This window comes from Flavobacterium galactosidilyticum (assembly GCF_020911945.1).
Classification (GTDB): domain Bacteria; phylum Bacteroidota; class Bacteroidia; order Flavobacteriales; family Flavobacteriaceae; genus Flavobacterium; species Flavobacterium galactosidilyticum.
Genome location: NZ_CP087135.1, coordinates 2,164,901 through 2,187,691, shown reverse-complemented (window position 1 = coordinate 2,187,691; position 22,791 = coordinate 2,164,901). Strand labels below are relative to the sequence as shown.

The window sequence follows — 22,791 nt, the reverse complement described above, 5'->3', positions numbered from 1 at the left end:
TGCTGTCTTTAGATGTGTACTTTTTAATTAGTTCCAAATTTGCAGAGTCTATAATCGCCTTTGAGTGCAATTAATTCTTTTGAATATGTTTCATAAAAAGGAATCAGGTTTAGGATTATTATTTTTCCAATGTTTTTTAATTCTGCCCTATCGTTTTTGTTTAGAAAGATGTAATTGCAAAGGTTGAAAACTGTTTTGTCTGAAACTTCCAAAGTTGCTCTGCTTGGGTTTTTCATTATTACAATTATGTTTTCAGTACAATCTTTATTGATTGTCAATTCTAGCCAGTATCTTTTTTGTTCTGTTCTTTCGTAGTCTTTGTTTATAATGAATTCCTGATGTTTGTATGTTGGTTTCTTCATTATTTATATTTTGATGAAATGGATAGTAAATGTAATCAAATTTGAAAAGATTTTAATCCCTTTCGGCTTTCCCTTATAATCCCTTTTCTTTATGTTTTCAGGTTAGTTCTCTTTATAAAATAAAAAAGAGGATAAACGGTGTCAATTAACTGCATTCGATAATCATCCTTGTGATAAACAATATTATCATTCAAATCAACATATTTATGGATTAATACCAATAATGGAATATCCATATGAATATCTTCGTAGTTCTTTTTAAGTTTGATAAATCCTTCTTTGTAAGCAGCGGTTTTTAATCTTGAAGCTGTCGCAATTGATATTTTAAAAAGCTTGCTTACACCAATAACAGAAACAGGAGCCATTTGTTTTTTATAGTTGAAAGTTGGAGATGGAAAATTATAGGTACACCCTTTTATTTGTACGCTTTTCTTTCTCTTCACTTTTCTCCAAAAATCCTTGTGGAGATAACCATAAATAACTGCCCCTGTAACTGCTTGTATTTTGTGATATGTTGAATAATCTATCGGAAAAGCTAGTCTTACTTTCCAATCGTGAAATTGTCTTATTTTGTCAAATGAATTAATTGTGTAATAGCTTGTTCTCTCATTGTAAGTTATAAAGTTTAATTCCAGTAAGAGTTGAATGTATCTGAGTGATGTTTTTCTGCATTTTATTTGAAGCATAAATTCAATAATCAATAACCCCTTTGAATCTAATTTTACCTTACCCTCTTTGAAAGTAAGTTTTAAAAAAAGAAAAAAACATAAGTCTTTTTGATAAGCAAATTTCTGGGAATCGATCAACATTTCAATAGGAACCGAAATGTGATTGTTGGTCTCTATTTTTTTTTTAATGCTCTAAATTGTTCCTCAAGCATCTTAATTACAGCATCAATTGTATAGACTATTTTGCCATTAATTTGACTGTATTCAATTATATTTAAATCCCTCCAGTATCTTGCTGTTCCGGAACAGAATGCCATTATGTATTGAAATTCTTCGTCATCAATAAACAAATCCTTTTTATTTTGGGTTTGTCTTTGAATAACTATTTTTGTTAAATCCTCTAACCGTTTTTCTATGTTTTGCAGTCTTTCCGCACGTGAATGAACCATAATTATAGTTTTGATGTTATTAATTTTTGTGAATTTTGAAGATCAGGCGGGCTGTAGTATTTTTTAGCCCGCTTAAAAAAAAGAAAACCTCTTTCCTACTTTTTGAGTAAGATGAGGTTTTCTAATAATTCACTCCTTTTATAATAACGGCGAGCACCAATACCATAGGCTTTAACTTTACCTGCATTGGTCCAGGCCCACAACGTTGACGAATCGATTTTAAGAAATTGACAAGTTTCGTCCCTAGAAAGCAATTCCTCGGAATTGTCTTTTGTTTTAATTTCATTTTGAAATTCTTGAATTCCGTTTTTAACGGATGTGCCTATCATTTGTTGGAGTTGTTCAACAGATAAGCATTCGAGTAGGATTGAGTTTGTGATCATATAAATTTTGCCTGTTTTAAAATTATTAACAAGGCAAAATTGAGTATATACGTTTGGTACTACATTGCGGTACCGTACTGTTTTAGTACTGTTTTTAGTACCAAAGTTGTTTTAGTTTTATTTAATTTGTAAGGCATTGTAAATGCTCATAAAACTATCATTTAATGAAATTTGGTTTTCCAAACAGTATTTGTAAATAGTCTTCATTTTATTAGCACTTCTATAAATATTTTTAGAATTGATTGTAGAATTATTTAAAGTTTCAGAAAAATAAGGTCTATCTGTTTTCTTGAAACCTAATTCTAAAGTAATTTTTAAAAAATGTCCTTTTTCTAATTTGTATTTTTCATACAATTCTTGTGCTTTGCCATTAACGAAAACCAATCCTATTTGAAACCAAATACAATTTAAATATTTATCTTCTGATTGAATACTAGAATTTTCTTTTTGATTTACAAATGGAATATTATTGCCCTCTAATAAACGAGTTAAATGTTCCTTGTATTTATTATTATCTTCTGCAAGAATTGTCATTTCTAGTTTTGAAAAATCATTATATGATTCTATATGATTGCCTTTAATAATATCATCGGCAATAGCTAATATTTTAAATAAAGTAATATCCTTTTGTTTTTTAGAATCCCTATTTATTTTAGATTTCCTAATTTTATCAAGTTCCTCATAATACAAATCGTCACGATTATCCTTTACTCTATTAATATTTAAAAGTTTCTCAAGATCTTCAACTCTTTTTTCAAAAGTAAATTGAGCCATAAAAAATGAGTACTTGCCAATTAATAGTCTTTGTTTAAGATGGCTTTTTAATATAGATATTTCGGCATTATCTTTTGGAGAGATGTCGATTGTATATATATTTTTATATGGAAGTACTTTAATATCCAATTCTTCTAATTTATCCGGGACAAAAGTCAAAGTAAAACTTGTAGTGCCACAATCTTGGCTTATCTTGAAAAAATATTCAACCTTAGTTTCATAGTCTAGTTTTGATTCAAAAAAATCTGCAATTCTTTGGGTTTCTTGGTTACGAATATCTCTATACGTTTCAAAATCCATAAAAGGGCTTTTGACTTTACATTGATCACATAAACAAAAAAGTTGGTGTTGTATTCCATTAATATTATAACCTGTAGGTTCAGAATAAAATCCCACTTGGATTGGAGGCCAAAAACAGCTTCTGTAATATTCCAGTTTTTCTGATAATTTATCAAGTTTATATAACTTTTCAATTGCTTTTTTAACTTCCATCTTCAAGTATTTATTAAAAATAATTAGTTAACTCCATTGCAATATCCTTATTGCTTTTACCGATGTAAGTTAAAAACATCCCTTCTGTAGTATGACCAGTAATGTACATTAAAAAAGAGGTTGGTATAATACCGTAATTATTTGAAGCAAAAGAACGTCTTCCAATGTGAGAAGAAACATATTTCCATTTTGGATAGTCTTTTTCAACTTTTTCTTTTGTTTCCTGGTCAAACAAAATACCGTGAATCGGTTCATTTATTTTTGCTTTTTCACAAACTTTCTTGATATGCTCATTGTATTTTTGGTCTGAAATCTTTCTAGGAAAGTCACCATTGTATTTTTTGAGTATTTCCATTATTTTTGAATGTAATGGAATTGTCATTATTTTTTCGGTTTTAACCTGTGTAAATTCGATTAAAGGCTTTAGTTCTCCGGCTTTGTTTTTTTCATATCTAATCATCGATTTATCAAAACGTAAGAAATCAGAAACCCTCTGGCCACAATAGCAGCTTATTAATAACCAATCACGAGCATTTTCTAAACCATCGGTTAATTTTTTAGCTTTAATTTTCTCGATGCTTTCTATCTCTTTTAGGGATAAATAGATACTTTCAACTTTGTAATATTTTGCTTTGATGCTATCAAGTTGATGATGTGTTTCTACACCGTTTGATTTAGCGTGCCTGCAGAAAGTTTTAACAAAACGAATGTTCCTGGAGGTTGTATTTGGAGCATAACCAACACTAATGCAATATTTTTCAAAATCCATTTTGAATTTAGTGTCAATGTCACGAATATATAAAGTTGACTTAGTATGGTTCTGATAACGCTCCAATAGATGTTTAATAACATTGCATTTTGTTATAGTGCTACTTTTTACATCACGTTTTTTAAACTCTATAAAAGTATCAATGTAATCTACAAGTTTATCCGTATGCTTTTCGCCTACTTGGGGTGGGTTTACAAAATCTTTTAACCATTGTGCGTCAACAGTTTTAACACCTTTACTTTTGTTGTACGCTTTGAGGAGGTCATTTTTTAAAGTTGCTAAATCTGTGTCCAGATTGGCGAAGTCAATTAACTTCATAGCTTTCTTTGTTGGTCTTTGTTCCGCTTCCTCCCAATTATCAATGTCAATATGATAATTTGTCTTAGCTTTGATGTCAAGAGTTCTTCCATCACGTAATCGAACATATATTACTGCTGGACTATTTTTACTTTGTAAAAGTAGATTGATTGAAGCCATAATTTTGCCTTTTTATATTACATAAAGATACAAAATCTAGTCCACATCTAGCCCACATTTATCAAAAACTATCCAAATTAATCCCAGACATATAGAGATAATAAAATTAAAAACCTCTGTAAGGCTTTGGATTTATTGACTTTATACATATAGATAGGATTATTCATTTTTTGGAAGTTTTTAAAAATTGAGTCCCTCTTTCTCCGCCAGTAGAAAAACAAATGGTATCAAAACCCCGTAAATCTTATGATTTACGGGGTTTTTGCTTTTATGACATATTCAAATTATTCATCTAATCTCATCCTTAACGAGATAAAATCGAGACCCTAGAATTTTTCAAAAATCAGGGTCTCGCTGAATCAACTTAAGCATTTCAAACAACCTGTTCAATGGCTAATTTAACACTAGTCCACTATTTAAACATCTTGTTTGATATCCTTTAGAAATCTAAATTGAATAATAATTAAAAGGTTACCACTATGAAAACTAAAATCACATTGCACTTTTATGCCAAAAGCACAAAAGCTAATGCTGCTGGTCTACTTCCTATCTATGTAAGATTAACTGTAGATGGAAATCGAATAGAGTTCAGTACCAAAAAATTCATAGATTCCGCTAAATGGTCTCCTGAGATGTCAAAAATGAAAGGCAACACAGAGAATGCTCGTTCATTAAATGAATACCTTGATTTACTGAAATCAAAAATATTCGATATCCAAATGGAATTAATTCACCGCAATGAACCCCTCACAATTGAAGTTTTCAAAAATAGACTTCTCGGCATCAATGAGCGTGAACGTATGCTCATCCCTATTTTCGAAGAGCACAACCGGAAAGTAGAAGAGTTAATAGGGCTCGAATACGCACCTGGAACACTAGAGCGATACAAAACCTCACTCAAGCACACCAAAGACTTTTTGGAGTGGAAATACAACATATCCGATATTGAAATCAATAAAATAGACCATCCTTTCATAACAGAATATGAATTCTATCTAAGAAGTGTCCGCAAATGCGCTAACAACACAGCAGTCAAATACATTAAGAACTTCAAAAAGATAATCAAAATCTGTATTTCAAATGGATGGCTAGATAAAGATCCATTTGCAAACTATAAATCAAAAATTAGGGAAGTCGAAAGAGATTATCTAACGCAAGAAGAAGTTCAGGATATCTATTCCAAAGTATTCATAACTGAAAGACTAAACCTAGTCAAAGATATTTTCGTTTTCAGCTGCTTTACCGGTCTGGCTTACATCGATGTCAAAAACTTAACGGTATCAAACATCAGTATGGGTATTGATGGTGGAAAATGGATATTCACCCATCGTCAAAAAACAGAAACCGCTTCTCGTATTCCCCTCCTCCCTATACCGGAAGAATTAATTCTGAAATATGCCAATCATCCACAATGCATAAATGAAGATAAACTGCTACCCATTTTAAGCAATCAGAAAATGAATAGCTATTTAAAGGAAATAGCGGATGTTTGTGGCATTAAAAAAGATTTAACCTTCCACATTGCCCGACACACTTTTGCGACAACTGTAACGCTCACAAATGGTGTTCCAATAGAAAGTGTGAGTAAAATGTTGGGCCATAAAAACATAAGAACCACACAACACTATGCTAAAATATTGGATAAAAAAGTGAGTGAGGATATGATGGTTTTAAGAAACAAAATGTCAAACAGCAACAATGATAAAATTATCAAAAATACCAATTAACACTTTTTTAAATTCTCACAAATACAAAACCAACTTCAAATTAAGCCTAAAACCCGACATATTGCCAAACGGCAGTTATGCCTCGTTCTTATTTCTTCAGTCGTTGTTTACTTGTTCATTTTCGTGTCGTTTTGCGTTTGGAAAAAACTGCAAATGTGCTACCAAATGCGGTGGCTTATACTTTTTCTAATTTTATGATTTTCCATTTGTCTCCCGAAAAAATTGCTGTTGCTGTAATATTGCAATTCGTCGTTATTTTATTTTCACATAAAACATTTTTTGGAACATAAAAATCTCCAACAAAACCAAAGTCAGGTGATGTGTAGCTCATATCATCCTCATCCAAGTCATAAAAATCAACAGTACCTCCACTAGTTTTATATTTCAATACCAAAATACCATTTATAGACTTTATTAATTTAGGATTTATTTCTTCGGTTTCATTAATCTGAATTGGTTTAATAATTGTTCTATTTTCGGTTCTATGCTTTTTTGAAGTGTAAAATATTTCTAAAAACTTCCCTTCTTCTGGAATTATATCGGTTTCTGTGAATCGAATAATACCTTGAACAGTTGCGCTTCCAACGTAATGAAAAAGATTCTTTTCTTTGTTTACTCCATCAATAACTGCAATTATTTTTGAAAAATGAACAACTGCATTTTCTTTGTCAATCTTGGCAATGTCTTTTAATTCAATTCTGATTTCATCCTTTACTTTCTTGCTGTAATATTTAGCTTTAATAAAGTCGCCAATCTGTAATTGAATTTTGCCTTTTGGGAAAAATACTTCTTTGTTATCCGTGGTAATAGCGTGAATTATATTTTTTTCAGTATTGATGTAATCAATTGTAGCATAAATATCATCAAGAATTGACCAGTCTGGTTTTTCTGATTTATCAACAATTAATGGAATGTATTTATAATCTGTGATAGTTGTTTTTCCCATCCAAGCAAATTTGGCTTCAACCTCTTTTTTGATTTCTTGCTTGTGCAACTTAAATTTATAGACTTTACCTATTGATGATTGTTTTAATAAACCAAATCGTCTGCTACCAATTGAAAAATCAATTGTTTTTCCATTTGTAAAAGCAATTCTTTCTTTGCCTTCATTTTTCCATTTATCTACCAATATTACTTCTGTCCAGTCAATTTCTTCGTAAGCATATAGCTCAGCAATAGGAATATATTTGTCATAGAGACTTTTGTTGTCTTTTAGGTTAGTGTTCTGATTTTTTGTTTTGTTCGAAATTTCAATAAATGATTCTGATAATCTCCAACCCTTCAATTCTCTATGTATTTTATAAGAATTAAGTTCAACAATACAATTTTCGATTAAGCCATTATCAAAAAGTGTCTTAGCTAGTTCTAGATGAATATCGCCAAGAAAATCTTCATTTTTTTCAAGCTGAATAGCTTTTGAAAGCATTCCGATTTTTAAGTCTTTTTTGTTCTTGAAACAAGAAGAAAACTCATTCCAGATATACGATTTGTCGCCTAACTCTAAAACTAGTTTTCTGTAAATATTAATTGCTGATTCAAATTCATTGTTTTTAATGAGTAATAAAGCGTTCTCCCTTAAAAGCCATTCATCATTTGGATAAAGTTGAACGGCTTTTGAATAAATAGGTATCAACCAATTTTCACTAAACTCTTTGTTTTGGGTCTTTATAATTTCAAAAGTCTTTTTTATGCATTTAATAGCGAGTGGTTTATAAACTTTGTTATCTTTCTTAACTTCTTTCCAGTCTTCGTCAAGTAGGTTTTCAGGATTCCAAATTTTGAAAAAATCTAAAAATCTCCATTCTTCGGTTTCTTGCATATATCGTTCGGCAATACTCAAAATTTCAGAATGCCATTTTGACCTTTCATATTTTGAAAAAGTCTGATTGTATTTATTGAAGACATTCCATAGTTCAGACTTCTTATTTTCTTTGTAGGCATTGAATAATCTCCAGAAATAAGGCTCTCTTAATAAATCTAATACCTTTTGAGTAGAAGTGTATATTTTAACCGAAGTATTCAAATCATCCCAATCTAAAAAACACTCCCAAGTATTCAAATCCTCCCCGATATTTAAATCAGTATTTTCAATTAGAAAGTCAATATCTATTGATAAATCTTTTTCGTTGAATTCTCTAAATATTCTTGAAATTAATGATGGGATTTCCTTATCATTAAAATGCTGCTTCTTTTTATCTTCATTCCTTAAGTTTAAAGGATTCCATAATTTAAAGAAATTATAAAGATTGAAATCAGAATGGTCTTTTGAATAATGCAGTGCGAAATTCAAAATCATAGAATGAAGCATTGATGGTCTTTCATTCTTTAAATCTATATAATCTCTTAGAAAGGTTCTAACTTGAATTGAGGTTAATTCATTTTCTTTATCTTTTATGTATCTGTATATTACCCAACCATAAGCTTCGTGGTGAAGCTCAGTTAGACGATTTTCAGTAATCAGTTTTTTGAAAATATTTAAAGCATCTCGATGATTTCCATTTTTACTTAGTTCCTCTGCTTTTTGAACTTCTGTATAATTGACATCAATTTTCGGACGAAGAAAATTCTTTTGGCTTTCTATAATATCGTCAACTTCTTGAAAGTTTATTAAAAGTAGCTGATTATAATAAACTCCAGCTTGATTGATGTTTTTATTGAAAATATAGTATTTACTTAAATCAATTAGAGTGTAAGCAAATGCCTTTTGAATCCACTCATCATAAGGTTCGACAGAAAATAATCTTTGTGCAAGATTTAATGCCTCAGTTAATTTATTGAGTTTTGAGATACCTTCTAAATTTTTGGCTTCATTTCTAAGTTCAAAAACAGTTTTAGAATCCATTAATTATTAGTGTGTTTTAGAAGTTCATTAATTTCATCCGTCAAACCTGTTGTTCTTGCTGGAATAATTTCCGTTTTCTTAAAGATGCTTTTACCGTCATACCAAAACTTGTAAGTTGCAATGAGTCCGTTTTTCTTAAACTCATATACTTCGCAATAAGAGTTGTGTTCAATACTATTGATGTAAATATTGGTGGGTTCTATTTTCAGTTTTATGCTGTCATAAAACTCTTTTAAAAATGGTTTTTCAAATTCAAATAGGCTCTCGCTTTTTGATTCGGTCGTTTTTTCTTCTGTTAAAATGATTGCTTTATTTTCAAGTTGAGTTAACACAGAATAAATTGACTCAACAAGTTCTGTTCTGTTTGTTGGTTTTTCAATTCTTGTGATTTTATTTTTATTGTTGAAATGGATTTTGAAAACTACATTTTCGTTTCCTTGTGAGAAAGTGTAATGTTCCAAATAACTTGTATGTTTGACTGAATTAATCTTCAAGTTCGCATCTTTCAGAACATCATTTATTGCAAGAAATATGTTTCTTAAAAATGGTGTTTCGTTTGGAAGGTCAAAAGGTATTTCCATTTCTAATATTTCATCACTTAAAACAAGTATGTCTTGTCGGGGCGCGATATTTTCAATCCTTGGTGGTTGAAGGTTACTTCCAATTTTAAAATGTGGTTCGTCAATTGCAAATAGATTTTCTTTTGCTCTTGTGATTCCTGTGTAAAGCCAACGAAAATAACTTGAATTGAAATAACCCATTGACGTTTTGCAATTTAGAAAAGTATTTTTCCATTCTCCACCTTGTGCCTTATGACAAGTTACTGCATAACCAAATTTTATTCTTAAAGCATTGAAGTAAGGGTCTGCTCTCAAAGCATCTTTAAATTCTTTAGTTCCTGCTTTTAATGAGCCGTTACGAATTTTGAAATCAATATAAATAGCTTTCAGCTCGTCTGAACTTAAATCACGATTGTGAGAATAGAGTAGATTCTCAATTATCTTGCATTCGATGTCTTGTTTGTTTTGTTCTTCGTCCGTAAAAGCAATCATTACGTTGCGAAAAGTCAAACGAACATCAATTTCGACTAATTTTCCAACTCTATTTTTTCGTTTCAATTTAATTACTCTGCTTTCATTTACTGGCGATACTTGTTTTACAAAGCCAAAATCGCCATTAAGCAATTCCATTTTTTGATGATTGTAATTATTGCTAACTAAAATCACTTTGTCTCCAACCGTAAGAAATTGTTGATTTGGAAAAAAGTGGTTTCTAACAAAGTCGTTATACTCTTTTACTGATGAGTTGGAATGAGCCACAATTATAGTTTCGTCATCAATGCTATTGTTACAAGCTTGTAAATATTTTGAAAGAAGTTCTTCGTGTTTCGTTTTATTTATGTCTTTGAAATTTATTTCAATATCAAGTTGGTTGAAAAGATTAGCTTTTAATGATTCACGTATTTTGGTTGCGTTATGAAGTATTCCGCTGTCCGCTTTTTGTCTTACTACTTCTGTGAGCTCAAACTCTTTTGATTCAATGTTACAATTTTCTTTTAAATATTTGCAGTCCAATGCTGGCGAAAAATTCATATTGACTGGAGGTAACTGTGCATTGTCACCAATGAAAATTATTTTTTTATTGTGGTCATTGTTATCAAAATTGATATAATTAATTAAATCTTTTAATAAGTAACCTGAACCAAACCTAAAGAATTCTCCTTCGGAGTAAACATTTGAGAGCATTGACGATTCATCAATTATGTAAACTGTGTTTGCAGGGTCTACATTGTTCTTTAAGTCGTAATAGAATTTGTAAGTTTCTGTTCCGTCTTCTTCTTTTACTTTAAATTCTTTCAAGTCTTTGCTTGAATAAATTGATTTGTGAATTGTATATGCCTTGTGTTTTGTCTTTTGTGAAATTACTTTAGCTGCTCGCCCTGTCGGTGCAGAAATTCTAAAACTTCTTTTATTTGTAGAAAGAAAGTCTGTGAGCCCTTTCATCATAAAAGTTTTTCCAGTTCCTGCATAACCTTTAAGCAAAAAGCATGTTGATTTGTCGGCAAGAAATTCTTCCAATTCGGCAATAAGATTTGTTTGTCCTGGAGTTAGCTCGTATTCAGCAAAAGTTTCCTTAAGATTCATATTGTTATTTGTACGTTTTGGAAAAAACAAATGTAGTGCAACCGTGAGTCGGCTTGTGCGTTGGGTTGCACCTCTTTTGATTTTGCGGAAGCATTGGCTTTTCTTTCCGTCATATTTCTGTCGTTCTTTTGTTGCACTGTCGTCTTTTTAGAATGAGGCATAACGTCCCGTGGATTTGCGCAGTGGCTTGTGATTCAAGACCGAACTCTCCAAACACAAACCCAATTTTGGCGGACAGCGTTTTTTCCGCAGGAAAAAACCAAGCCCAAGCCATTGAGCAAAACCACTGTTGAACTAAACCTTCGGTAGCGCGAAACCGAAAAAGTAGTACTTTTCAAAGATAACTAAAATCTATTATTATGACTACAAAAAAAAGCATCCTGATGCCTTAAGAGAAAACAATATTCTCAACCAAGCCAGGCGAGAAGTTCCGGGTTTTGAGGAACTAATAGATCGATTTGAGCGCACCATTTCGGTTTTAGGACGAAGCCCAAGTACTTTTAGAAATTATTCGCTCCATGTAGCTTCTCTTGCTTTGTATTTTGGGAAGATTCCCACCGAATTGGACCCTGAGCAAATACATGACTACCTTTTTTATCTACAAAAAAAGTCGAAAACCCCTTCACAAACCTATTTTAAACACACTATTTACGGTCTTCGATTTTTGCTAAAATCGGAGGGGTTAGCTTATGAATACTTACGTTTACCTTCTATAAAACACGAGAAAAAACTTCCTGTAGTACTCAGTAAAGCTGAAGTTTGGGCGATGCTTCAAGGTGCCAAACTACTGAAACATAAAATCCTGATTGGTTTGCTTTACGGCTGTGGACTTCGTTGTATGGAAGCACGTTCGGTGCGTTTACAAGATTTAGATTTTGATAGAAAACAACTCAAAGTAGTACAAGGTAAGGGAAAGAAAGACCGTTATGTACCCCTTTCGGTTCATTTGATACGAGGATTGAAGAAATATATTGAAGCCGAAAAACCCAAAGAGTATCTTTTTAATGGTCAGCCGATAGAACGATCTGGAGGCGATTTTGACAATCGATACAGCCAGCGCGGCGTACAATGGGCGGTAAAACAAGTCGCCAAAGCCGTTGGGATTATCAAAGAAGTTCATGTACACACACTACGCCATTCCTACGCCACACATTTGCTTGAAGACGGTATGGATATTATGACGCTCAAAGATCTTTTGGGACATCAAAATATAGAAACAACCATAGAATATTTGCAGATTGCTCAATTAGAGAGCCAACAAAAATTTAGTCCGCTTGATACTCTTTTTGCTCAATGCAGCCCAGGTTTGAAGTAGCCGATGTGCTGAGAAAGCTTGGAACAAGAATTGAAATTTTAGGATTAAACACTTGGCAACTCCGAACTTTATCTGCCCTAAAACGCTGTAGAACATCAGAACTAGGTGGCCATATTGATGCCTGTGATGGTTGCGGAAAAATCAGGATCAGTTACAACAGTTGCCGCAATCGGCATTGCCCAAAGTGTCAGGGTAACAAGCGAGAAGATTGGATTCGGGCAAGAGCCACTGAGCTTTTGCCAGTACCTTATTTTCATGTGGTTTTTACCTTGCCAGATAGTATTAATTCTTTAGCAATTCATCAGCCCAAAATGGTTTATGACATTTTGTTTGAAGCGACTTGGGAAACGCTAGGACAATTTGGTAAAACCAAGGATATACAGACTGGAATGATAGCCGTTTTGCACACTTGGGGACAGCAATTGAGTTTGCATCCGCACTTGCATTGTATTGTTCCTGGTGGAGGAGTGAATAAAGAAGGGAAATGGCAAAATAGCAGAATGGATGGTAAATTCTTGTTTCCAGTAAAAGCTTTATCAAAAGTTTTTAAGGCGAAATATTGCGAAAAACTCAAAGCAAAAGAGCCGATTAAATACGAACAAATACGTCAAGAATTATGGAGAAAACCTTGGGTAGTTTTTGCAAAGAAGCCTTTTGGAAGTCCAAAGACTGTGGTAGAATATTTAGGAAGATACACCCATAAAATCGCCATTAGCAACCATCGAATAAAAAATATCGACAATCAAAACGTCACTTTTGATTACAAGGATTATCGGGTAGCGGGAGCAAAGAAGCAAATGACGCTCACTCACGGGGAATTTATCAGGCGGTTTTCATTGCATGTTTTGCCCAAACGTTTTGTAAAAATCCGTCATTATGGCTTTTTGAGTAGCAGCTGGAAGCGCCAAAAGTTGAAACTTTTGCAGGAGAAACTCAAGGTTAAAACATTGGAAAAAGTAGAAAAAAAGCCCTTTTTACCCAAATGTCCGTGTTGTAAAACTGGGAATTTACACCGAATAGCGGTTTTTGACCAGCGTGGTCCGCCTGCTTGGTATCTTGGCGGTAGCCAAAGTGCTACTTCCTGTGAAAGTTAATTTTATGGGTAAGGGAACTTATGTTCTATTGTGACGTAAAACAGATTAAAACCAACTGAAAAACTACTCCAAAAAAAAAGAGGATACTAAATCCTCTAAATATTCCTCAATTAATTTTGCGATAATTCCATAGTTCCTGCCAGTGACCGGTTCCGTTCAACACGTGCTTCATTGTTGGTGCTTCGCACCCAACGAATCCCTAGCTGTTGTGTGTAGTGCTTCTGTTTGATTAATATGCTCCTAAAAATTTATGTCCATTAAAATGAATCATATGATCTGGATTGTCAGCAATCCAAACTTCGGTTTCCCAAGCAACATCCATTACCCATTTTCTAAATTGAGCTCTGTCAAGAAAAGCCGTTACAAAAATTAATTCCGCTTTAGAGTCTTTTAAAAGTTTTTTCAATTGGTGAACCCGAATTTCGCTCATTGGTCCAGAACTGTGAACAGCTTCAATAAGATAAAGCCAATTATTTTTCTTGCTATATGCAATGATATCTGGAAGTTCATCATGCGATAGTTCGAAGAAATTAAGTTTCTTCAATTCTTCTATTTCCATGTGTAAAGATTTATTAGAAGTATCACCAATATAAAGAACGGAACAATCGCTACCAAAACGTGGTAAAAATTGCTCAATAATCTCTTTTTGTAAAACATTATGTTCTCCAAGTGATAGTTCAAGAGGCTTACCGTCAGGAAGTTTTACAGGAATTTGCTCAAGATTTCTTTTTCTTGAAAGTATTTCTGCTAAACTAGGTTTATTTTCATTAAAAATTTTTAAGGAGTTTTTCCAATCAGTTGTTTTATATGTTGTAATTAGATTTTTGAAGTCAGGATGTAAAGCATAGCCTCTAGTTGGATCATTTGTTGCTGAACCTTTATTTACACCACTATTAATGATAATATCAGCTAAAACAAGAAGTTTTAAATCTTTTCTTCTAATGTCGTCATAAGAACCTGGAGAGATGTTTTCTTCAAAGTTCTCATTGACAATATTTATAATGTCACGTGATTTAAGATTAGCATTTTCTATCGCTTTACTCCAATCTTTTTTTACACCTGCAACAGCTAAAAAGCAAACTGCCATTTTTTCCATCCCTCTTTCAGTTTTCGTATTTAGAGGAATTCCAACACTTTCTAAAATATCAAGAGCTTCGTCAATAATTTTTTTAACCGATCTAGATTTCTTGCTTTTGGTGATGTAGTTTTTCATATTTAAAATAGAGTAAGCATATTGTTAGCTTGTATTTTTTTTTCTAAAATTTCTTCTGGTGAAAATTGATCTTCCCTTTGGTAACATTCCTTTAAAGCTAATGCTATTTGATAAGCCAAAAGCGGAGGAACTGCATTACCAATTTGATTAAATCGTTGAGTTTCATTACCGACAAACTCGAACCAATCTGGAAAACTTTGAAGCCTTGCAGCTTCGTTATGTAATAATCTTCTACGTCTTCCGTCTTCAAGTCTTACACGTTGCATATCACCAGTTGCACCAGCAAGATTTCTACATGTTAATGTTCTTGCAGGTTTAGTAGGATATAAATCTCTTGGATTTACACACGAAGAAGCTTTTTCATATTTTGCAACATAAGTATCCATTGAAGCCGTGAAAAATTTACTTTCAGGTGGAGTTGTATGCATTGTATCTCCAATAGCTTCACCGACAGTAACTTTGTTTGGGTTGTGTTTTGGAAAATCAAACCTACTTCGATGTCCAATAACAAAAAGTCTTTCACGATTTTGTGGAACGCCAAAGTTAACAGCATTTAATAGTTTATAATCAATAAAGTAACCTAACTTTTGAAGTTCTTTTATAACTATTTCAAAGTACCATTTATTAGAGTATAAAAGCCCACGTACATTTTCAAACATGAAAACTTTTGGTTTCAATTTTTGAACAGCGTCAATAAACAACGGAAATCCATCTCTTGCATCTTCAATCCCTTTTTGATTTCCTCCAACACTAAATGGTTGACAAGGTGGTCCGCCTATTATAATGTCAGCTTTAGGATATTCAAATGATAGGTCAAGTTTTATTGCATGACATTCTCCCACAAGATTTTTTTTATAAGTTTCAGAGGCAGCAATTTCCATTTCAAAACCTATAGTTTTGTAACCAGCAGCTTCAAAACCTAATGATAAACCTCCACAACCTGCAAATAAGTCAAGTACAACTTCTTTTTCAGTTATTTGTGGCTTAAGTATAGTGTTTATGTGGTCTATATAATTCATTAAATGATTTTTGTCAAATTTAGTTAAAAAATAAGAAGATAAAAAGTCTATTACTTATGAGTTTTCAACTAAATTGTTAAGAATTATAATGTAATGATTTAGTGAATTTACCACAAAGTTTTTTAGCATTACACACAACGTTATCTCGCTTGGCGATGGAGCAAAAATTAAAACCGAGATTTTTCGGAAACTACAAAATTAAATTATAAACGTAAACACGATGCTACCACTAAAGTTTGCTCTATTGCCAAACGAGTGTTGAACTAAACCTTCGGTAGCGCGAAACCGAAAAAGTAGTACTTTTCAAAGATAACTAAAATCTATTATTATGACTACAAAAAAAAGCATCCTGATGCCTTAAGAGAAAACAATATTCTCAACCAAGCCAGGCGAGAAGTTCCGGGTTTTGAGGAACTAATAGATCGATTTGAGCGCACCATTTCGGTTTTAGGACGAAGCCCAAGTACTTTTAGAAATTATTCGCTCCATGTAGCTTCTCTTGCTTTGTATTTTGGGAAGATTCCCACCGAATTGGACCCTGAGCAAATACATGACTACCTTTTTTATCTACAAAAAAAGTCGAAAACCCCTTCACAAACCTATTTTAAACACACTGTTTACGGTCTTCGATTTTTGCTAAAATCGGAGGGGTTAGCTTATGAATACTTACGTTTACCTTCTATAAAACACGAGAAAAAACTTCCTGTAGTACTCAGTAAAGCTGAAGTTTGGGCGATGCTCCAAGGGGCTAAATTGCTCAAGCACAAAGTCCTTATCGGTTTGCTTTACGGCTGTGGACTTCGTTGTATGGAAGCACGTTCGGTGCGTTTACAAGATTTAGATTTTGATAGAAAACAACTCAAAGTGGTACAGGGCAAGGGAAAGAAAGACCGTTATGTACCCCTTTCGGTTCATTTAATCCGAGGATTAAAGAAATATATTGAAGCCGAAAAACCCAAAGAGTATCTTTTTAATGGTCAGCCGATAGAGCGATCTGGAGGCGATTTTGACAATCGATACAGCCAGCGCGGCGTACAATGGGCGGTAAAACAAGTCGCCAAAGCCGTTGGGATTATCAAAGAAGTTCATGTACACACACTACGCCATTCCTACGCCACACATTTGCTTGAAGACGGTATGGATATCATAACGCTCAAAGACCTTTTGGGACATCAAAATATAGAAACAACCATAGAATATTTGCAGATTGCTCAATTAGAGAGCCAACAAAAATTTAGTCCGCTTGATACTCTTTTTGCTCAATGCAGCCCAGGTTTGAAGTAGCCGATGTGCTGAGAAAGCTTGGAACAAGAATTGAAACTTTAGGATTAAACACTTGGCAACTCCGAACTTTATCTGCCCTAAAACGCTGTAGAACATCAGAACTAGGTGGCCATATTGATGCCTGTGATGGTTGCGGAAAAATCAGGATCAGTTACAACAGTTGCCGCAATCGGCATTGCCCAAAGTGTCAGGGTAACAAGCGAGAAGATTGGATTCAGGCAAGAGCCACTGAGCTTTTGCCAGTACCTTATTTTCATGTGGTTTTTACCTTGCCAGATAGTATTAATTCTTTAGCAATTCATCAGCCCAAAATGGTTTATGACATTTTGTTTGAAGCGACTTGGGAAACGCTAGGACAATTTGGTAAAACCAAGGATATACAGACTGGAATGATAGCCGTTTTGCACACTTGGGGACAGCAATTGAGTTTGCATCCGCACTTGCATTGTATTGTTCCTGGTGGAGGAGTGAATAAAGAAGGGAAATGGCAAAATAGCAGAATGGATGGTAAATTCTTGTTTCCAGTAAAAGCTTTATCAAAAGTTTTTAAGGCGAAATATTGCGAAAAACTCAAAGCAAAAGAGCCGATTAAATACGAACAAATACGTCAAGAATTATGGAGAAAACCTTGGGTAGTTTTTGCAAAGAAGCCTTTTGGAAGTCCAAAGACTGTGGTAGAATATTTAGGAAGATACACCCATAAAATCGCCATTAGCAACCATCGAATAAAAAATATCGACAATCAAAACGTCACTTTTGATTACAAGGATTATCGGGTAGCGGGAGCAAAGAAGCAAATGACGCTCACTCACGGGGAATTTATCAGGCGGTTTTCATTGCATGTTTTGCCCAAACGTTTTGTAAAAATCCGTCATTATGGCTTTTTGAGTAGCAGCTGGAAGCGCCAAAAGTTGAAACTTTTGCAGGAGAAACTCAAGGTTAAAACATTGGAAAAAGTAGAAAAAAAGCCCTTTTTACCCAAATGTCCGTGTTGTAAAACTGGGAATTTACACCGAATAGCGGTTTTTGACCAGCGTGGTCCGCCTGCTTGGTATCTTGGCGGTAGCCAAAGTGCTACTTCCTGTGAAAGTTAATTTTATGGGTAAGGGAACTTATGTTCTATTGTGACGTAAAACAGATTAAAACCAACTGAAAAAATACTCCAAAAAAAAAGAGGATACTAAATCCTCTAAATATTCCTCAATTAATTTTGCGATAATTCCATAGTTCCTGCCAGTGACCGGTTCCGTTCAACACGTGCTTCATTGTTGGTGCTTCGCACCCAACGAATCCCTAGCTGTTATGGGCAGGTTGTGTTTTTAGTTACAGTTTTGTTACTTCAAAATTCCCAGCACTTTTATATGATTTTGCTTGTGAATTAAAACCTAATCGTTCAATTTCTTTTTCGATGTCAGTTGCATTTGGAGTCGGAATTGTTGAAGAAATAACTTGAAATTCATATCCTTTAGACATGTTCCCGTAACTTCCCTTTGCTTTTAATTTATAAACTGCCATAATAATGTGTTTTATTTGTTTAATCGGTTTTAATTAATTTTTATTTTAAGAAATTGCGAACTTCATTAGCAATTTCTATCAACAAATTGTCTGAAACATTTGTGCTTAATTGTCTTGTATGAATTACCAATTTTGTTTTATCAGAATTATAATGTGTCCAAAATAATTGCTTTTCAACTCCACATTGTTTATCAAAACTCACATTGAAAATCTCTTCGATTTCATTACCATTGATATAATTGCTACAAGCTAATATGACAACAGGAAAATTTTGAAAAAAATCACTTTCTTTGAAAAATTGTTTTCTATTTGGAATTCCGCTCTTGTCAGCATCTTTTGTGAATTTTGCGGGTGAACTATTCATCTCTGTCAAAAAGAAATTATTGTGAAAATCAATCTGTTTTTCTTTTATTAATGATAAATCGTTTAAAAATATTAAATCGTGTAGCTTTTGATATTTACTCCAAGTTTGACCTTCTCTCAATTCCTTAGGATGTAAACTTTTAAAAGGGAACAATGGATTTGAAGTCAAAGGAGAATTTTTTCCTCCAATCCAATTTGGTAAAGAATCTACATTAACTAGATTTTCTATATTTAAATTCCATTTAATAGCATTCTCCTTGAAATCTTGAAGCATTTCATTTTGAAATCTTACGTACAGTTCGTTTCCATTTGCTTTGTTTTCAGTGTCTGTTGCTGTTTCTTTACCAACAATTAAAATTTTGCCATTTGGATTACCTGTTCCAATATAGGTTTCTGTTTTTTTACATTCTTTTGCTTTTTTTACAAAAATTTCTGGATATTCCATTGGTTCAGACGTTTTGGTTTTTATAGTGATTTTATTGCGTTCCGGTCAACTTGCCCATAACTTGCTTATACTCGCTATAAAGTAGCGACTATACACTCAAAATTGGGTTGATTGTCGCTATTGATTGTCCGTTTTGAACAAATATAGATATAAAGTTTTTATTACAAATAATCAAAAGAACTATTTATTTGGATACCCAACTGATATGTATCCCACATCGGCATAAAACAAAAAATGACACCTCCTAGCATCTTTCTATTCCTTCCTCCTACTCTTCCAACTATCATTTTTATTATAATCCCTCCTAAACTCATAAACCTTCCATCTCTGGAAAAGAAGTAAAAGCCACATAACAATTACTCCATACCCCAACTTTAAAACGCATCGAGAATTACTCTTTGATTATGGAATTAAAAAACGATTTACCACTCACTTTTAACTAAAAAACACCTATTCAATTCCCGAATTGCACACCATACTTTTAGCTTCGTATAATTTATTTAGATAGGTTTGCAAAGGTTTTTCCTTTTCTTCCTCCAGCAAATCACTTCAAATAATATAATTATGTCAGACCAATTTAATCAGGTCCGGATTAAACGTATTTACCAAATGCTGTTTGAAATGGCAAGTGGAAATATGACCATCCGCATCCAGGATAATAGCAATGATGAATTAAAAAGTATTGCTGTCACATTAAATAAAATTGCGGAAGATCTCCAAAAAATAAATCTGGCATCAGGCTATATCAGTGCTTACTATCTGTACCAAAATCTAATTCAATTAACATTTGTATTGAATAATGATTTTATTTTACTGAGTTTTAATAATGAGGTACCACTCACTCTTAAATATAAACCGGATACAATTGTCAATACCGATTTTGGAAAATTGATCGCTCAGCAATCGAAAGATCTTTGGAACGGCATTCTTGTTGAATTAGATAAAAACCCCCATTACAACACTACTTTGCAATTAATTTTAATTACTGGTGATAATCACCTGCTACCGTCATTTTGCACAGTATCTCGATTACTATATAGCGATGAAATAATTGTAAGTTCAGTATCAACCATACTTCAAGAGATGCTTGACATTAACGACCGTCTATCTGGTTCAAAAATTCGCAAACACAATGAAGTGACTGCAGTACATAATTTACATGAATATATTTTAAGCCATCTGGATGAACCTTTACCCACATTACATCACTTGGCACAAATGTTTGCTATTGAAGAACACATATTAAAAAATGGTTTTAGAACCTTTTTTAAAACCAGTGTCTATAACTTTTATCAAGAAGAACGCTTGAAAAGAGCACATGTAATGATCCGGCAAACCTCCGTTTCTTTAAAAGAAATTGCATATCTGAATGGCTTTAAGGGCTATCTTAATTTCTACAAAGCCTTCAAAAAAAGATTTGGCTACAAACCAAGTGACATTTCGAGACCTGAAGAAGATCTTCAACCCTAATACTTTTGCGTTATTTTATTTTTGAATAACGAAATGCCTGATTTGCATAATGTTATAAGTTTTTTATTTACAATTTTACAGTATCAAACTAACACAAAATGAAATCACCAACAAATTTAAAGAATAATATTATTTTAGCAATTTGCTATTTGTACGCATTCCTTTTTACATATGCTGCAATTAGTAAAATTCTGGATTACCATGATTTTAGAATTAAACTTGGTCAATCTCCATTACTGAGCGCATTTGCAGGTTATGTCGCTATTGGTGTACCCGTTTTAGAGTTGATAATAGTTCTAATGTTAATTTTTCCACGATGGAGGATTAGTGGGTTATTTGCTTCTTTCTGTCTAATGATTGCCTTTACAGCTTATATTTTCATCATCTTAAATTTTAGTTCAAATATCCCGTGTTCCTGTGGTGGAATTTTACAGGATCTTGGTTGGAATGAGCACCTGATATTCAATATAATATTTATTTTATTAGCTCTTTTAGGGCTTATACTCACCTTTTCGGACCAAAGATATTGGCTTACAAAAATGAAAACCCTACAATTTTCAATAACAGTAACTGTTGCTGCTGCTTTAAGTATAACTTCAGTAGTAGTGCTGTTTCTAATTTCTGAAGACATTATCCACAAACGAAATAATTTTATTCGCCGCTTTCCGTCCCACGCTGAAGCGGCATATAACAAATATGACCTCGCGATAAACTCGTATTATTTTGCAGGTTTTGATAAGGACACAATCTACTTGGGGAATTATAGTACACCGCTGTATATTACAAAAATTGATACTGCATTAAAATCAAAAAATCGCGTAAAAGTGAAGCTTGATCAACCTCAACTTCCTTTTAGGGATATAAAGTTAAAGATAGTTTCTCCATACTTTTTCGTGACAGATGGAACAGTACGTTCAATATTTAAAGGAAAAATGAAGGATTGGAAAGCCACAAGCCAGTTAGGAAAAATACCGTATTTTACAATAGCTGAACCAATAGATTCTTCAACTGTCGCATTAAGGCTTACTAGTTATATTAAAAAGAACAACAGGTTGGTGACGTACGGCTTGAATGAAAAAAGAATAATCGCGGAAAATACAAACGTACTTAAAAAACAAGTGGACGGTATTTTTGATACCGACGGTATGCTGCACTACAACAACCAACTTGGCAAGTTAACCTATATCTTTTATTATAGAAATCAATATTTATCCATCAGTCCGACAATGAAAATGACTGCTCAGGGAAAAACGATTGACACAGTACAAGTCGCACAAATTCAGGTTTCTCAAATGACAAGTGGCGAAAAGCAAATGTCAAAACCACCTTTGATTATCAATAAAACCTCAGCAGTATATAATAATTTATTGTTCATCAAATCTCAGCGTATTGGCAGATATGAGGACAACAGGATTTTAAAAGAAGCTTCAATTGTAGATGTTTACAACCTTACAAATGGAACCTACGTTGGTACCATATACATTTATAATATCGACAACTACGAAATGACAAGCTTTCGGGTTAATGGTAATAAATTATATGCACTTTCCGGAAAGTACCTTTCTGTAAATAGAATTAGCAAAAAGATAACTGATACTTATGAAGTACCGTATAAAAAATCAAAATGAACATAACTAAAAATATACCCGGCCGGTATCAGGGAAAAGGCTGAAAACCTGTAAACAGAGTAAGCCATAACCACAAATTTTTTATATCATGAAAAAATTAATTGTACCAATGCTGGTAATTGTTGCGGCAGCAACCAGTGCATTCAGTACGGATGCATCAGCAAAAAGAAGTTCAGGTCTCGTACCGGGATTTATTCCTCACAATGCTCAAGGTACGGATTGTGAACAAAAAAATGATTGTAGTAATGTGAACAACGGTATTGTTTGTCGAGTGGGGCAAGTAAGTACCGGAGCACAATTAAAAATTATGGACGGTAATGACGAGTGTGTACTTACCGGTTACAAACCATAAGTAGTT

General features: G+C 33.1%; 20 protein-coding genes and 2 pseudogenes. 10 read left to right on the top strand and 12 right to left on the bottom strand.

Annotated elements, in window-relative coordinates:
* Positions 1-23 precede the first annotated feature (23 nt).
* The 6 genes from LNP27_RS09535 to LNP27_RS09510 all read right to left on the bottom strand — a co-directional run bounded on the left by LNP27_RS09535 (position 24) and on the right by LNP27_RS09510 (position 4,374).
* Positions 24-362, bottom strand: coding sequence for a DUF1643 domain-containing protein (locus LNP27_RS09535; RefSeq protein ID WP_229941410.1), 339 nt, complete (start codon positions 360-362; stop codon positions 24-26).
* An 89-nt stretch (positions 363-451) separates the two neighbouring features.
* Positions 452-1,048, bottom strand: coding sequence for a hypothetical protein (locus LNP27_RS09530; RefSeq protein ID WP_229941409.1), 597 nt, complete (start codon positions 1,046-1,048; stop codon positions 452-454).
* 155 nt (positions 1,049-1,203) lie between these two features.
* Entirely contained in the window at positions 1,204-1,479 is a 276-nt protein-coding gene (locus LNP27_RS09525; protein ID WP_229941408.1) for a hypothetical protein, read from the bottom strand.
* A 95-nt stretch (positions 1,480-1,574) separates the two neighbouring features.
* Complete coding sequence (locus LNP27_RS09520) at positions 1,575-1,862, bottom strand: helix-turn-helix domain-containing protein (protein ID WP_229941407.1); 288 nt, start codon at positions 1,860-1,862, stop codon at positions 1,575-1,577.
* Positions 1,863-1,979: 117 nt separating this feature from the next.
* On the bottom strand, positions 1,980-3,128 hold the full coding sequence (locus LNP27_RS09515) for a hypothetical protein (protein WP_229941406.1): 1,149 nt from the start codon (positions 3,126-3,128) through the stop codon (positions 1,980-1,982).
* Between the two features lie 13 nt (positions 3,129-3,141).
* On the bottom strand, positions 3,142-4,374 hold the full coding sequence (locus tag LNP27_RS09510; protein WP_229941405.1) for a phage integrase SAM-like domain-containing protein: 1,233 nt from the start codon (positions 4,372-4,374) through the stop codon (positions 3,142-3,144).
* Between the two features lie 479 nt (positions 4,375-4,853).
* Here LNP27_RS09510 and LNP27_RS09505 point away from each other — a divergent pair, with 479 nt between their 5' ends.
* Positions 4,854-6,101: a site-specific integrase gene (locus LNP27_RS09505; protein WP_132109424.1), complete on the top strand. Its 1,248-nt coding sequence runs from the start codon at positions 4,854-4,856 to the stop codon at positions 6,099-6,101.
* A gap of 175 nt (positions 6,102-6,276) precedes the next feature.
* Here LNP27_RS09505 and LNP27_RS09500 read toward each other — a convergent pair whose 3' ends face one another.
* Both LNP27_RS09500 and LNP27_RS09495 read right to left on the bottom strand, forming a co-directional pair.
* Positions 6,277-8,943 carry a tetratricopeptide repeat protein gene (locus LNP27_RS09500; protein WP_132109423.1) on the bottom strand — a complete coding sequence of 889 codons (2,667 nt, stop codon included), beginning with the start codon at positions 8,941-8,943 and terminating at the stop codon, positions 6,277-6,279.
* Positions 8,943-11,087: an ATP-dependent DNA helicase gene (locus LNP27_RS09495; RefSeq protein ID WP_229941404.1), complete on the bottom strand. Its 2,145-nt coding sequence runs from the start codon at positions 11,085-11,087 to the stop codon at positions 8,943-8,945. Before LNP27_RS09495 ends, LNP27_RS09500 begins: the two co-directional genes overlap by 1 nt.
* A gap of 340 nt (positions 11,088-11,427) precedes the next feature.
* Between LNP27_RS09495 and LNP27_RS15300 the strand changes: the two are divergent.
* The 3 genes and pseudogenes from LNP27_RS15300 to LNP27_RS09485 form a co-directional block, all read left to right on the top strand.
* Positions 11,428-11,694: pseudogene (locus tag LNP27_RS15300) on the top strand (hypothetical protein); the annotation flags it as partial.
* Between the two features lie 57 nt (positions 11,695-11,751).
* The gene (locus LNP27_RS09490; protein ID WP_229942651.1) at positions 11,752-12,402 is read left to right on the top strand and encodes a tyrosine-type recombinase/integrase; all 651 of its coding nucleotides are present in this window, start codon (positions 11,752-11,754) and stop codon (positions 12,400-12,402) included.
* Positions 12,381-13,496, top strand: coding sequence for an IS91 family transposase (locus LNP27_RS09485; protein WP_229941403.1), 1,116 nt, complete (start codon positions 12,381-12,383; stop codon positions 13,494-13,496). The genes LNP27_RS09490 and LNP27_RS09485 overlap by 22 nt, the downstream gene beginning before the upstream one ends.
* Before the next feature lie 229 nt (positions 13,497-13,725).
* Here the strand turns inward: LNP27_RS09485 and LNP27_RS09480 are convergent, their stop codons facing one another.
* The gene (locus tag LNP27_RS09480) at positions 13,726-14,709 is read right to left on the bottom strand and encodes a BsuBI/PstI family type II restriction endonuclease (protein ID WP_229941402.1); all 984 of its coding nucleotides are present in this window, start codon (positions 14,707-14,709) and stop codon (positions 13,726-13,728) included.
* A gap of 2 nt (positions 14,710-14,711) precedes the next feature.
* Positions 14,712-15,728: a DNA cytosine methyltransferase gene (locus tag LNP27_RS09475; protein ID WP_229941401.1), complete on the bottom strand. Its 1,017-nt coding sequence runs from the start codon at positions 15,726-15,728 to the stop codon at positions 14,712-14,714.
* 309 nt (positions 15,729-16,037) lie between these two features.
* Between LNP27_RS09475 and LNP27_RS15340 the strand changes: the two are divergent.
* The 3 genes and pseudogenes from LNP27_RS15340 to LNP27_RS09460 all read left to right on the top strand — a co-directional run.
* Positions 16,038-16,304 (top strand): annotated as a pseudogene (locus tag LNP27_RS15340) (hypothetical protein); the annotation flags it as partial.
* A gap of 57 nt (positions 16,305-16,361) precedes the next feature.
* Positions 16,362-17,012, top strand: a complete 651-nt coding sequence (locus tag LNP27_RS09465) for a tyrosine-type recombinase/integrase (protein WP_229941400.1) — start codon at positions 16,362-16,364, stop codon at positions 17,010-17,012.
* On the top strand, positions 16,991-18,106 hold the full coding sequence (locus tag LNP27_RS09460; RefSeq protein ID WP_229941399.1) for an IS91 family transposase: 1,116 nt from the start codon (positions 16,991-16,993) through the stop codon (positions 18,104-18,106). Before LNP27_RS09465 ends, LNP27_RS09460 begins: the two co-directional genes overlap by 22 nt.
* A gap of 229 nt (positions 18,107-18,335) precedes the next feature.
* Here the strand turns inward: LNP27_RS09460 and LNP27_RS09455 are convergent, their stop codons facing one another.
* Together LNP27_RS09455 and LNP27_RS09450 are read right to left on the bottom strand one after the other, a co-directional pair.
* Complete coding sequence (locus LNP27_RS09455; RefSeq protein ID WP_132109421.1) at positions 18,336-18,527, bottom strand: hypothetical protein; 192 nt, start codon at positions 18,525-18,527, stop codon at positions 18,336-18,338.
* Between the two features lie 40 nt (positions 18,528-18,567).
* Positions 18,568-19,335, bottom strand: coding sequence for a hypothetical protein (locus LNP27_RS09450; protein WP_132109420.1), 768 nt, complete (start codon positions 19,333-19,335; stop codon positions 18,568-18,570).
* A gap of 564 nt (positions 19,336-19,899) precedes the next feature.
* Between LNP27_RS09450 and LNP27_RS09445 the strand changes: the two genes are divergently transcribed.
* From LNP27_RS09445 to LNP27_RS09435, 3 genes are all read left to right on the top strand, one after another.
* A complete protein-coding gene (locus LNP27_RS09445; RefSeq protein WP_229941398.1) occupies positions 19,900-20,805 on the top strand; it encodes a helix-turn-helix domain-containing protein in 906 nt (301 codons plus the stop codon).
* A 98-nt stretch (positions 20,806-20,903) separates the two neighbouring features.
* Positions 20,904-22,433, top strand: a complete 1,530-nt coding sequence (locus LNP27_RS09440; protein WP_229941397.1) for a MauE/DoxX family redox-associated membrane protein — start codon at positions 20,904-20,906, stop codon at positions 22,431-22,433.
* Between the two features lie 88 nt (positions 22,434-22,521).
* A complete protein-coding gene (locus tag LNP27_RS09435; protein ID WP_229941396.1) occupies positions 22,522-22,785 on the top strand; it encodes a DUF6520 family protein in 264 nt (87 codons plus the stop codon).
* Positions 22,786-22,791 lie beyond the last annotated feature (6 nt).

Excerpts from the sequence above, each read along its gene's own strand:
- LNP27_RS09520 (WP_229941407.1), bottom strand. The coding sequence starts at position 1,862 with ATGATCACAAACTCAATCCTACTCGAATGCTTATCTGTTGAACAACTC.
- LNP27_RS09515 (WP_229941406.1), bottom strand. The coding sequence starts at position 3,128 with ATGGAAGTTAAAAAAGCAATTGAAAAGTTATATAAACTTGATAAATTA.
- LNP27_RS09505 (WP_132109424.1), top strand. The coding sequence starts at position 4,854 with ATGAAAACTAAAATCACATTGCACTTTTATGCCAAAAGCACAAAAGCT.
- LNP27_RS09450 (WP_132109420.1), bottom strand. The coding sequence starts at position 19,335 with ATGGAATATCCAGAAATTTTTGTAAAAAAAGCAAAAGAATGTAAAAAA.
- LNP27_RS09500 (WP_132109423.1), bottom strand. The coding sequence starts at position 8,943 with ATGGATTCTAAAACTGTTTTTGAACTTAGAAATGAAGCCAAAAATTTA.
- LNP27_RS09445 (WP_229941398.1), top strand. The coding sequence starts at position 19,900 with ATGTCAGACCAATTTAATCAGGTCCGGATTAAACGTATTTACCAAATG.
- LNP27_RS09530 (WP_229941409.1), bottom strand. The coding sequence starts at position 1,048 with ATGCTTCAAATAAAATGCAGAAAAACATCACTCAGATACATTCAACTC.
- LNP27_RS09495 (WP_229941404.1), bottom strand. The coding sequence starts at position 11,087 with ATGAATCTTAAGGAAACTTTTGCTGAATACGAGCTAACTCCAGGACAA.
- LNP27_RS09535 (WP_229941410.1), bottom strand. The coding sequence starts at position 362 with ATGAAGAAACCAACATACAAACATCAGGAATTCATTATAAACAAAGAC.
- LNP27_RS09435 (WP_229941396.1), top strand. The coding sequence starts at position 22,522 with ATGAAAAAATTAATTGTACCAATGCTGGTAATTGTTGCGGCAGCAACC.
- LNP27_RS09485 (WP_229941403.1), top strand. The coding sequence starts at position 12,381 with ATGCAGCCCAGGTTTGAAGTAGCCGATGTGCTGAGAAAGCTTGGAACA.
- LNP27_RS09525 (WP_229941408.1), bottom strand. The coding sequence starts at position 1,479 with ATGGTTCATTCACGTGCGGAAAGACTGCAAAACATAGAAAAACGGTTA.
- LNP27_RS09475 (WP_229941401.1), bottom strand. The coding sequence starts at position 15,728 with ATGAATTATATAGACCACATAAACACTATACTTAAGCCACAAATAACT.
- LNP27_RS09460 (WP_229941399.1), top strand. The coding sequence starts at position 16,991 with ATGCAGCCCAGGTTTGAAGTAGCCGATGTGCTGAGAAAGCTTGGAACA.
- LNP27_RS09455 (WP_132109421.1), bottom strand. The coding sequence starts at position 18,527 with ATGGCAGTTTATAAATTAAAAGCAAAGGGAAGTTACGGGAACATGTCT.
- LNP27_RS09510 (WP_229941405.1), bottom strand. The coding sequence starts at position 4,374 with ATGGCTTCAATCAATCTACTTTTACAAAGTAAAAATAGTCCAGCAGTA.
- LNP27_RS09440 (WP_229941397.1), top strand. The coding sequence starts at position 20,904 with ATGAAATCACCAACAAATTTAAAGAATAATATTATTTTAGCAATTTGC.
- LNP27_RS09480 (WP_229941402.1), bottom strand. The coding sequence starts at position 14,709 with ATGAAAAACTACATCACCAAAAGCAAGAAATCTAGATCGGTTAAAAAA.